Origin of the sequence: Tenacibaculum sp. MAR_2010_89, from assembly GCF_900105985.1 — a bacterium.
GTDB classification, from domain to species: Bacteria; Bacteroidota; Bacteroidia; order Flavobacteriales; family Flavobacteriaceae; genus Polaribacter; species Polaribacter halocynthiae.
This window is the reverse complement of the sequence record NZ_FNUB01000005.1, coordinates 918,835-932,701: the sequence shown is the minus strand read 5'-3', so window position 1 is coordinate 932,701 and position 13,867 is coordinate 918,835. Positions and strand designations below refer to the sequence as shown.

4 protein-coding genes are annotated in these 13,867 nt (G+C 30.5%); all 4 read right to left on the bottom strand.

Features of this window, described 5'->3' with window-relative positions; genetic code table 11:
* Positions 1-3: 3 nt before the first annotated feature.
* A complete protein-coding gene (locus BLV71_RS07715) occupies positions 4-930 on the bottom strand; it encodes a cupin-like domain-containing protein (protein ID WP_093869988.1) in 927 nt (308 codons plus the stop codon).
* 57 nt (positions 931-987) lie between these two features.
* Positions 988-1,902, bottom strand: a complete 915-nt coding sequence (locus tag BLV71_RS07710) for a cupin-like domain-containing protein (protein ID WP_093869987.1) — start codon at positions 1,900-1,902, stop codon at positions 988-990.
* A 71-nt stretch (positions 1,903-1,973) separates the two neighbouring features.
* Positions 1,974-3,290: an MFS transporter gene (locus BLV71_RS07705; RefSeq protein ID WP_093869986.1), complete on the bottom strand. Its 1,317-nt coding sequence runs from the start codon at positions 3,288-3,290 to the stop codon at positions 1,974-1,976.
* A gap of 49 nt (positions 3,291-3,339) precedes the next feature.
* Complete coding sequence (locus BLV71_RS07700) at positions 3,340-13,857, bottom strand: amino acid adenylation domain-containing protein (protein WP_093869985.1); 10,518 nt, start codon at positions 13,855-13,857, stop codon at positions 3,340-3,342.
* Between the last annotated feature and the right edge of the window lie 10 nt (positions 13,858-13,867).

Here is a 13,867-nt window from a genome sequence, read left to right as displayed (position 1 = left end):
TCCTTAGCCTAGTACTACATTTTGAGCTTCAAACTTATTTTTAAAGAACATTATCAACTCCTCAGCTTTCATTTCTTTTGAGATTTCGTCTTTAAGAAAAAAACGAGCTATCTCTAATTGATCATCTTCTGGATTATTTTTAATATGCTTACAAAGTTTATCTATTTGTGTAGCATGCAAAAAGTTCCATGTAATTGAAATACTATCAGATACACTAGTTACATCATGAAACCAACCTGAAGGAAAAAGTATAATCTCTCCTGGTGATAATATATCTTCATAATCAGGTGTTATATTAGAAAAATTTGGAAACTTTATATGATCTGGATTTTTAACATCAACAAATGCTCCTTTACTCATCACATCCTGTTCCTTTTTAGGACTGTATAAAAATATTTCTTTTTGCCCGTGAAATTGACACAAAACAGCATTACTCACAAATGGATCTTTATGCAATCTTGTTCTAGAGCCTTTTCCTGAGATAAACAATCCTTTATATGGGTATCCATACTCATTAATAGTTCTTTTTTCAGCATTTTTATTACTTGGAATCACCAATGATGTATCTGGTATAAAATAAGGTTGACTCCATGCATTTTTTAATCTATCAAAAACACTATCTGACCAATAAAACTCAACTTCTTTTAGTTTTGTATACCATCTCATGTACTGCTTTGCCGGCCCATCAGCTTCACTTCTAAAAAAGTTAGTATTGATATACTTTTCTAATGACTGTACAGTTTGTAAATCAAATAAGTCATTATATACCTGAACTTTCTCATCACCAAATTCCTTTATAAGATATTCTGGTGTAAATTTTTCCATATCCCAGTTTTCCATACCATCAGTCACAATAACTGGTGTATTTCCTACGATATAGTTTTCAATAAAACTTTCTTCTGATATACTTTTTACTCTAGGTACTTTCATTTTTTCTTTTTTGATTAGATATAATTTATTAAATAACTGATTATAAGAAGTATTAGATTAACTAACATAATTTAAATATGATTTATAAAGTGGAAAAATAATTTTTTCTGGAACTTTAAGTCCAAGACCTGCATATGTTAATGCATTGTAATACACATTTTTAAGAGGCGCTCCTTTCCATAAAGTAGCCACTCCTTTTCTTGCACTTTTTGAAGTATGCCAATCAATATTAAATGATACCGATTGACTTAATCCATGTACCTGATGAAGCATTCCTGAAGGCATAAAAAGAATATCTCCAGGCTCTAATATTGCCTCCATTATCTTAACCCCTTTTGCCTGAGGGAACTTTTCATAATCTGGATTTTGAGGATCAAATTTTGCCCATCTCCATCCTTCCATATAGCAATCCTTTTTTTGGTTTGCTTCTATCAATATAAATTTCTTTCTACCTGCAACCTGGAAGAATAAATTATTTGTCAATAGCGTATCAAAATGCAATGGAGTTAAACTACCTGTTGACCCCATAAAAAATTGAATATAGTTTTGCCATTTAGACCAGTACCATTTAGGTAATAGTTCTTTAGGAAAAGGATTTATATCAGATAAATACTCTGGAAACATGTAAAAAAAAGGAAGGTCATGTAAATACCCTGGCTTTGTTGCCTTCAACCCCATTTTAAGATTTTGCTCATACTCCTCTAGCTGCTCCACATAAGAACTAAGCTGCATTTTTTCTTTTTTACCTTCACTTATATCTCCTACTTTTATAGCTACTTCTTGCTCTTTTCCTTTTGATTTAAAGTATTCGGAATCCCAATTCAGAGCTTTCCATTTATTTGTCATTCCTCTTATTACTACAGGCTTATTTTTATTTACATATTCCTTATAAAAAATACTTCTATTCATATTTTTTTCAATAGGAATGTGTTGAAAAGACTTTAGTTTTTTTAATTCTTCTATCTTATCCATTATTATTTAATTATTTAGTTATTTGTCTTTTTAATCTAAAGTGTTAGCGAATGCTACTTCTTTTTCTTTATCTATATTTTGGTTCTCTTTTTTATTTTGTCTTCATTGTTCTTTTGACTACTCTTATCCATCTCTATATCATACATTAGATCTAGATTTTTTATTGACTTTGTTCTACTAAACCATAGTGAAATCAAAAAGAGCAAAACTCCAGAGACAGTAAAAACAATTATAATAGCTAGTGTAACACTGGTTCCTGGAAAATAATTAACTACTGTTTTTGGAAAAGCTGTAACCATATTTTTTAAAGTATCTACCAATACTCCGGATAATAAAAAAGCTAATGGTCCAGCTGCACCAACTAATAACTCTTCAAAACCTCCTAATCTTCCAATTAATTTTACAGGGGCAATTGCTAAATAAAATGCTTCATTTATAACATCTGAAATTGTAAATAGTATAATTATTGACATTCCTAATATTGCTAAACCATATGTATTCACGCTTGTCCATAAACAAGCTATAAGAATTCCAGCAAAAATATTGGCGTACATAATTTTTTGAATAGGCTTTTTAAATTTCTTTACTCCTCCCATTATTAAGGCACCTACAATCATACCTAAACTTACTATTGTCATTATCGTTGAAACAGCATATTCATCGGCAAAATCTAATATTAAAGGAGTGAACAATACTTGTACTAAACCAATTAAAAAATGAATAATAAAAAAGAACGCTAGTAACTTAATAAGTCCTTGTCGCTCAACCAAGAAGCCTTTCACTAGCTTCCAGTCGTTTTTCATATTAAATTTTTCTTCTGTTTTTTCAACAACCACAAACTGTATCATAAAAAAAACAAGTATAGCTACAGAAAAAGTAACGATATCTATCAAAAAAACTTTATCCATTCCCATTAGCCTATACAATGCAGGAGCAGCCATAGGAACCCCAACATTTATTAAACCAAATAAACCTAATGATATTCCTTGAGCATTTACTAATTTACTTTTAGGTACTAAAGCTGTAGTAGCAACATAGAAAGCAGTAAAAACAAACATACTTGCAATAGAGCCTATACCAGAAACTATCATAATATGCCAAGGTTTCAGCTCTCCTCTGTTATATAATAACATCAATATAAGAGTACCAATACCAGCTACTACCTGCCCATAAATAATCATTTTCTTTTTACTCCACCTATCAACTAAACTACCTATAAATGGAGCTAACAAAACTGCTGGAGCTTCTTCAAAAAACCAAATAAATGAATAAGATGTAATTGACGGGTTTGGTTGTTTAAGCACCCAAACACCTAAACAAAAATCAGTTAATTCAGTACCTAATAATGAAAACATTATTAGGCCTAAATACAAGAAATATTTTTTCATTATTTAAAAAATCAGAAAGAATTAGTAAAAAACAATTTTGCTTTTTTAATTAAGCAGTTACAAATTCTTTTACAGAAAGTTGCTTCATGTGAGTTGCTATCGATTGAACATGCGGTTCTTCTAACATCGTTCCATGATCACCAGGAACCGAAAATACCGTTACCTCTCTATCCATGAATTTTTGCCAGCCAAGTTCTCCTTCTATGCCTTCTTCTATAGTTTTAAATACATACACAGGCACATCTCTCTTTTCTATATCCTTAGGAATATAATTAGATAAGTTATTCGCTATAAAAACATTAACTCTACCTCGCATTTGCTCTTCAATAGCCTCTAAGTTTGGAGACTCTTTAGCCAAATCAAAAACAATTTCTAATTGTTCTTCTTTTGTTTTCCCCCTTAACATTTTACTATCAACTTCAATATTAGTATCAAATAACCCGTTTATTTCCTCTACTAAAAAGTGTGCTACTTGATTAAACGCTTTATCATCTAATTCATCTTCCTCAATAAAATCTGGTGCTACAGCTTCAAATACAAACAACTCTTCTACTTCAAACCCATTACGATACAATTGTTGCATCATCTCATAAATAATATCACCTCCAAAAGAATAGCCTGCTAAACGATACGGCCCTTCAGAATCAACACTTTGCATTTCATTTATAAACAAAGTAGCAAGTTCCTCTACAGTTTCTATGTAAGGCGTTTTCCCATCTAAACCAGGGCATTGAAATCCATACAAAGGCTGTTCATTACCTAATTGTTTTGACAACTTAGAATATCCCATCGAGTCTCCTCCAGCTGGTGGTGCACAAAATATTGGTTTCATTGTTCCTTCTTTTTGTAAAGCAACTAAAACATCTTTTTTAAACTCAACGTCGGTTGCATAATATTCACGCAAAGAAGCTATACTTGGATATTCAAATATATGTGCAATCGTTATTTCTCTTGGTAATACATCATTCATCCTAACTACCATTTGAATTGCTAGTATTGAATGCCCGCCAAGTTCAAAAAAACTATCATTGATCCCAACTTTTTCAACTTCTAATAATTCTTGCCAAATAACTATTAATTTTTCTTCTATTTCATTTCTTGGTCCTTCATCATCAATTGCAGAAGCAGAAGAAACTATTGGTTCTGGTAACTCTTTTTTATCAATTTTACCATTTTTAGTTAATGGCATTTCATTTAAATTTACCCAAACTTGTGGAACCATATAATCAGGAAGCTTGGTTTTTAAATAATTCTGTATTGATAGTCTATCAAAATTCCCTTCAGTTACAACATAACTAACTAATCTATTATTTCCTAAAGAATCTGGCTTAGCTATAACGCAACAACTGTTAACTGTAGGTTCTTGTGATAATATATTTTCTATTTCTCCTAACTCAATACGATATCCTCTAATTTTTATTTGATCGTCTTGTCTTCCTAAAAACTCTATAGTTCCATCTGGTAACCACCTTCCTAAATCACCAGTTTTATATACTTTACTTTCTGACTTTATAAAAGGATTTTCAATAAAGCTTTTTACTGTTCTTTCTTTATCATTAATATAACCTTGTCCAACTCCAATACCTCCTACCCATATTTCACCAACAACTCCTAAAGCACATAAATTACTTGAAGTATCCACAATATACAACTGCATATTTGCTACAGGTTTACCTATTGAAACAATTCCTTCACTAGGTAATTCTCTCATAATATGTAAACTTACATCATCAGCAGCTTCAGCTGGGCCATAAGCATTTACAACTGCTACAGATGGATAATACTCAAACCACTTAGATAATAATGAATACTGAACAGCTTCACCTGTTACTAAGAAATATTTTAATTTTTCTAGCTTCTTTTCTGAATTAGCATTTAACAACTCAGAAACATATGAAGGTACTAATTGAAGTATGCTAACATTTTCATTGTATAATGACTCTTGTAATATGAATGGATCAGATATTTGACGCTCACTATACACTTCTATTTTACCTCCACATAACAAACCACTTAACATTTGCCAAACAGAAATATCAAAAGTAAATGGTGCTGTAAATGCAACTACACTAGTAGCATCCATTTCTAATTCATCTATCATAAGAAGTAAATGATTTAACATTCCTTGCTGCGTAATCATTGCTCCTTTGGGTTTTCCTGTACTTCCAGATGTATAAATGACATATCCTAATGAAGATGGCTTGCTTTTTACTTTTAGCGGTACTTGAGGTTGACTTTGGTATATTTTATCACTTTCTGATAGCATTACCATGTTTATTTTATTCGACAACTCACCAACAGCATCCTTTCCTTTCTCATCTACCAATATTACATTGCATTGAGCGTCTTCAAATATATGCTCTATTCGTGCCTCAGGAAAATCTGGTTTCATTGGTACGTATGCTCCTTTAGCTTTTAAGATTCCTAATATACCTATCAGCATATTTTCAGAACGATCTAAACATATTCCTACTAAATCATTTTCTTTAACTCCTATACTTTCTAAGTAATATCCTAATTGATTGGTTTCTTGATCTAACTCTTTATATGTAATTTTCTTTTCTCCAAAAGAAACCGCTATAGAGTTTGGCGCTTTTTGAACCTGTTCCTCAAAGAGCTCAACAAATGTTTTATCTAAAGGATAATTTACATGCGTATCATTAAAAATATGTAATAATTGATGCTCTTCTTCTTTTGTTAAAAAAGACAATTTATTTACCTCTTGATCAGCACCAGTAATTATATTTTTCAACAACTCTTGATAATGAAGCAAAAAGCGATTAATTGTTTCTTCTTTAAACAAATCAGTGCAATACTCCATATCTAACGACAATCCTAATTCATTTTCTTCTATTGTTAAATTTAAATCAAACTGTGATGTATTCGCTTCGTATTCATATGGTGAAAAAGTTATTCCTTCTAGTTCTATTTCTTCTTTTTCTTCCGGAGTATTTTGAAGTGTAAACAACACTTGGAATATTGGACTCATACTCATATCTCTATCATCAACAACACGATCTACAACCTTTTCAAAAGGTGTTTGCTGATGCTCATAACCCTCTAAAGTTGTTTCTTTAACTCTAGATAAAATTTCTGTAAAAGTCAAAGCTCCTTTTAAATCAGTTCTTAATGCTAATGTATTTGCAAAAAAGCCAATCATATCTTCCACGTCAGACTGTGTTCTATTGGCTATTGTTGTTCCAATACAAATATCTTCTTGACCGCTGTACCTAGATAGTAAAACTTTAAATCCTGCCAGCAATGTCATAAATAAAGTAACATCCTCTTTTTTACTAAAATCAACTAAAGCTTTTGTTAAATCTTTATCTAACTGATACTGAATTGCAGTTCCTTCTTTACTTTGTATTGATGGTCGTATATAATCCGTTGGTAATATTAAAGGTGTAATATCTTTTAATTTATTTCCCCAATATGACAATTGAGTATCTAAAATTTCTCCTTCAATATATTTTCGTTCCCAAAGAGCATAATCTGAATATTGAATTTTCAACTTTGGTAATACTGGCTCTTCTTTGATTTGTAGTATTTTATATGTGCTCATAAATTCTGACACTAAAACACCTTGAGACCATCCATCACTAGCAATATGATGAATTACACAAGCTAGAACATAATTATTATCTCCAAGATTATATAGACAGGCACGAAGCATAAAATCTTCCGATAAATTAAATGGTTCTTCTAAAAATGAAGTTATTACTTCCTCTTCATTTTTTTCATCTAATAAATGTGTGATTAAATTCCATTTTTCTGATTCTAAAAATTGTTGATAGCCAACACCTTCTTTAGCATATATTACCGCTCTTAAAACCTCGTGTCTTTCAATAACAGTTTTTAATGATTTTTCAATATTCTCTATACTCAATTTTCCTTTTAATCTAAGTACTATAGGTATATGATATTCAGCACTTCCTTGTAACTGATCTAAAAACCATAAACGTTCTTGGCTAAATGATAATGGTATATCGTTTGTTTTTTCTTGAACTACTAATGCTGGTAAGAGTGTTTTTGATGATTCAGCTAAATGAATACTTAAATTAGCAATAGTTGTATGTTCAAAAATAGCTTTGATTTTTACTTCTAATTTTAATTCACTACGAATCATAGAAACTAATCGTGTTGCCAATAATGAATGACCTCCTAGCTCAAAAAAGTTATTGTGTATTCCTATTTTATCTATTTCTAATAACTCTTCCCATATTTTAACAAGTTTTACTTCAATCTTATTTCTTGGAGCCACATATTCTTGTTGAGATATACCAGATAATTCGATTTTCTCTAAACTCTTTTTATCAATTTTACCATTACTTGTTAATGGCATTTTTTCTAAACTTACCCAAGTTGTTGGAACCATATATTCAGGAAGCTTTGTTTTTAAATAAGTTTCTATTTCCTCATTCTCAACAAGACCTTCTTTTACTATATAACCTACCAGCCTTTTAGTACCTTCAGTATCACTAACAGCTAATACACAATTGTTCTTAATTACAGAATGCATTGATAAAACTGCCTCTATCTCTCCTAATTCTATACGATACCCTCTAACTTTAACCTGATCATCAGTTCTACCAAAAAATTCTATATTTCCATCTGGTAACCACTTTGCTAAATCTCCTGTTCTGTATATACGTTCTCCTTTAACAAAAGGATTAGCTATAAATTTTTCTTCTGTTAATTCTTCTCTATCAATATAGCCTCGTGCTAATCCTGCTCCTCCAATACATAATTCTCCAACAACACCCTTTGGAAGTAATTGTTGAGTATCACTTAAAATATAAGCACTTGTGTTTCCTATAGGCTTACCAATAGGAATTTTATCTGTAAAATCATCTTGAAAAGTAGTAGCACATATACTTGTTTCTGTTGGTCCATAGGCATTAATATATTTTCCTCCCTTATTTACAAATTCAAGTGCTTCATCAATTGGAGCTTGCTCCCCTGCTGTTATTAACACTTCTAAAGAACGTAAAGAATCAATAGGCATTAGCTTTACAAAAGCAGGAGGTAAAGTTGCTATAGTTATATTATTTTCACTTAAATAATTTGCAAAATAATCTAAATCAGATTTTTTGTCTTCTTCAATAATAAACAACTTTGCCCCACTTAAAAGTGGTAAGAATATTTCCCAAATTGATGCATCAAAAGATGAACTAGCAAACTGCAAACAATGAGTTTTCTCATTAATATTTAAAGCGTCAATTTGTGTATAAACAGTATTCACAATACCCTTATGCTCAATCATAACACCCTTTGGATTCCCTGTAGAACCTGATGTATAAATTACATATGCTAAAGATTTTTTTGTTATTTCTATTTCTGGTGCACTTGAAAGGTAATTTGCTTTTTCTTCTTTAAAGAGATCCAAAAACTCTTTATCAATAACTATGGTACTTTTACTATCTTTTTCAATATATGAAATACGTTCTTGTGGGTAATTAGGGTCAATAGGTAGGTAAGCTGCTCCTGTTTTCAAAACAGCCAAAAAACTTATGATAAGATCATTACTTCTTTCTAATTTTACTACAATTAAATCTTCTAAAGCAACTTTATGTTTAGATAAAATATAATTAGCCAATCTATTAGATTCTTCATCTAATTGTTTATAAGTCAATGAAACTCCTTCAAATATAATCGCTTCTTTATTTGGTGTTCTACCTACATTCTCTCTAAACAAATCAACTAATGTCTTCTCTTTAGGAGAATCTACTGAAGTATTATTAAAATTAATTTTTAATTCATTTTCTTCTGCAGTAGTTAATATGGATAATTTATTTATGCTTTGATTTTTATTTGTAATAATACTCCTTAACAATTCTTGGTAATGAACCAACATGCTTTTAATAGTTTCCTCTTTAAAAAGCGCTGTACAATAGCCCATACTCAAAATAATATCTGAAGCTTGTTCTTCAACATTTAATGTAATATCAAATTGTGAAGTAACTTCTTTATACTCATAATCAGAAACAGATAATTCTTCTAGTTTTATTTCTGAGTCTTGAGGTGTATTTTGTAAAATAAATAGAACTTGAAATAATGGAGACATACTCATATCTCGAGTATCAACTACTCTATCTACTACTTTTTCAAAAGAAGCTAGTTGATTATCATACCCTTCTAAAGTTGTACTTTTTACTGCCTTTAATACTTCCTTAAAACTAGGATTATTACTCAAATCAGTACGAAGTGCTAAAGTATTTACAAAGAACCCAATCATTCCTTCTAACTCTGATTGTGTTCTGTTAGCTATTGGTGTACCAACACAGACATCTTCTTGTCCACTATATTTTGATAATAAAACCTTAAAAGCAGCGAGTAATACCATAAACAATGTAACCCCTTCTTCTTTACACAACTCTTTTACTGCTTTGCTTACTTCTTTATCTAACTTAAAATCGACACTATACCCTTCAGTACTTTGAATAGAAGGCCTTGGATAATCTGTAGGCAATGACAAAGATGTTATTCCTTTTAACTTTTCTTCCCAATAAGTTAATTGTTTATCTAATACAACTCCTTCTATATATTCACGTTGCCACACTGCATAATCTGCATATTGCAATTCTAGACTTTGTAATTCAGTATTTTTATTTAATTTTAATGAATTGTATATTTCTTCAAATTCAGTTATTAAAATACCTTCTGACCAACCATCACTTGCAATATGATGAAACACCATCGCTAACAAACATTGATCGTCTTCTAAATGGTAAATCTTAGCCCTAAGCATATAATCATTTTCCAAATCAAAAGGAGACTCCATAAAATTGGAAATTGTTTTTTCAACACTTTCTTTTTCTAAATTACTTTCAGGTAAATGCCAATTTTCAGAAGAAATAACTTCCTGAAATCCAATACCATTTTCAGATTTTATAACGGTACGTAATACTTCATGACGCTCTATTATTGTTTTTAACGTCATTTCCAAAATAGAAGCATCTATTTTTCCTTTTAACTTTAATACAACTGGCATATGATATTCTATACTACCTTGCAATTGATCTAAGAACCATAAACGCTCTTGACTAAATGATAATTGAGTTCGTCCTTCTTTTCTATGAGAAACAATAACTGGTAATAATACGCCCTCAGATTTTTTTGACAAGTGTATTCCTAAGTCATTTATAGTTGAATATACAAAAACATCTTTTATCGCTATTTCAAGTTCCAATTCTCTACGAATTGTTGACACTAAACGTGTAGCCAATAAAGAATGCCCTCCTAATTCAAAGAAATTATCATAAACTCCTACTTGTGAAACTCCTAATAATTCTTGCCAAATATTCACCAAGTGTTCTTCTAACTCATTACGTGGAGAAACATAATTATTTATTTGAATTGATCGTTCTCCTGAAAATTCTGATTCATATATTGACAATAACTTCTTTGCATCTACCTTATCACTTAAGTTCTGAGGAAACTCTTCTACTATACAATATTGTGATGGATGCATATATGTTGGTAATTCAGACTTACTCAACTCATGCAACAACTCTGTTATTGAACCCTCATCATGATTTAAACCTATAGTACTTAATACCACAAAGCATAATAACAATTCTTTATCAGCTTCATCTTTATAAACTAAAACATGAATATCCTCTATTGATTCTGGCTTTCTTAATACAGAAGCGATTCCTTCTAACTCTACTCGATGTCCTCGTATTTTTACTTGATGATCTTCTCGTCCTAAAAACTCTATATTTCCATCTGGTAACCATCTTCCTAAATCTCCCGTTTTATAAAGTACGTCTCCTAATAAATCTGGATATGGATTGGGTATAAAACTCTGAGATGTACGTTCTGGTAACCCTAAATAACCTGCTCCTACTCCTACTCCACTTACACATAACTCTCCAGTTACTCCTATTGGACATAATTGTAAATTATCATCCAAAATAGCAACATTCATATTTGGTATTACGCGACCTATTGGAACTCTTGATTGACTCTCTGGAAAATCTTCAGTTATCTCAAATTGAATTACGTCATCAGATGCCTCACAAGGTCCATAAGCATTAAGCAAACGGATTTCTGGATAAATACTTCGTAAATCATTCACCAATCCTACTGGAATTGCTTCACCAACTAACATTATCCATTTTAATGTTGTTAATGCTATAGCTCTTTTACTTTCTTTTATATATGATAATAAGCCCCACATATAAGTTGGAACAAACTCTACCAAGCTTACTTTTGTTCGGGTAATCGTTTCTAATAATGACTCATAATCTAACAACTCATATTTATCTACAATTACACTTGCTCCTCCTTTTAATAATGGTCCTAAAATTTGCCATACTGAAATATCTGAACCTATTCCTGCACTTTGTAAAAAACGGAAACCATCTGCTAATTCTAATAGTTTATACTCTGCTAATAAATGGTTCATTGCTCCATCATGACGAGTAATCGCTCCTTTTGGTGCTCCTGTTGAGCCTGATGTATACAATACATAAGCCCAACTATCCATTCTATTTACATTTAATGGATTAACAATAGCTTGTTTTTCTATAGCTAAAGAGTCATAAACGTTTATTCCTTGAACCTCTATACTATCTAATAAATGAGTTGGTAACTCATCAATTACTATAACATTTGACAATGAAACTTTAGTTAACCCTGATAATAACGCTGAACTTGTTATTAACACCGAGAACTCATTCTCTGATAACATTTTCTCTATACGTGAAGATGGATTTTGGGTATCTAAAGGAGTATAAACTCCCCCTGATTTTAATATACCTAGCATACAACTTATAAATTCTCCACTTCTATCTAAGTATACTCCAACACTCTTCTCTTCTTTTACTCCTATTGTTAATAATTGATGGGCTATTTGATTGGCATAACTATTTAGTTCTTCATAATTCCACGTTACCTCCTTATCAATTACTGCAATAGATGTTGAATGTTTTTCTACAATCTTTTCAAAATGAACATTTATTGGTAAAGTATTGCCTAAATCTTGTTCTTTCGGGTTAAAGTTTACTCCTTCTGAATTTGCTACTCGCCCTAACAACAAATCTTCCTCTTCAGTCGTTAATATGGAAACTTCTGATATCTTTTTATCTTGATTTTCTATTATTTGATGTAATACCGTATTAAAATGATTTTGTATCATCATTATAGTACTAGCATCAAATAAAGCTACATTATAACTAAATTGAATATTCAACTCTTTTCCTCCAAGATTAACATCAATAGTTAATGGGTAATTAGTTTGCTCTTGAACCATAATATTCCCAATATCAAGAATACTATCTTCCTCTTTTAATGCTTCAGAAATAGGGTAATTTTCAAATACTAGTATACTATTAAACAAGTCTCCTTGAATACCACTAAATCTTTGAATATCTGCAAGATTTGTATACTGATGTTCTCTAGATTTCATATGTCCTAGTTGCAACGACTTAAGCCAATCTAAAACCAAAGCACCTTCTTCTAACTTAGCATAAAGTGGTAATGTATTAATATACAACCCTATTCGATCTTCAGAGTTTTCTAGTTCTGCTGGACGTCCAGAAACTGTTACACCAAAAACAACATCTAAATCGCCAGTATATTTAGAAAGTAACAAAGCCCAAGCTCCTTGAACTAATGTGTTAATAGTTAAATGATTTTGTTTAGCATATTTTGTTAAACGTTCTGTAAAATCAGCATCAATTATTAATACGTTTTCTTTTGCTTTTCCAATTTCTTTATTACTAGATATACTTTTTGAAAACGGTAATAAACAAGGTGAAGTCAATTCATTTAAATATGTTTTCCAAAACTTTTCTTCATCGAAAATATTTCTTTCAGCAATATATTTTATATAATCTTCATACTGTTCTTCTTTTCTATGCGGTACTGAATTTCCTTTTACTAAACATTCATAAGTTTCTAAAAACTCTTCCAATAAAATAGACAAGGACCATCCATCAAGTATAATATGGTGACTTGTGAATACCATTTTATAACTCGAATCACTAATTTTTATAATTGCAACTCTTAGTAAAGGAGCTTCTGTAAACACAAACCCTTTTTTAAGATCATCTTCTAAAAAAGTTGCTAACTTCTTATCCTGTTTTGTTGGTGAAAAACTACTATAGTCTTCCACAGTAAAAGGCATGGTTACATCTTTATACACACATTGCACAGGAATACTAAATTCTTCATACAAAAAACAACTTCTTAAAATAGTATGATTTTGTATTACATAATTCCATGAAGATTCAAATGCATTTAAATTTAATTCGCTAGGTAAATCAACAACAAGCTGATCAACATAGGCGCTTGAATCTTCATCATATAATTTATGAAATAACAATCCTTCTTGCAAAGGACTTAATTTATATATAGCTTCTGGTTTTTTATGCTTTTCCTTTAAATATGCAATTAACTCTAATTTATTGTTTTTCATAAAAGGAATTATTCCTTCTGGATCTTCATTAAAATCATATGGATCTTTATTAAATTTTTCTTTATCCATATTAAGAGATAATTCTCCATTTTTTTCTACTAAAAACAGATGTAATCCTTGTAATTTTATAATAAAATTTTTCATTACTTTTATA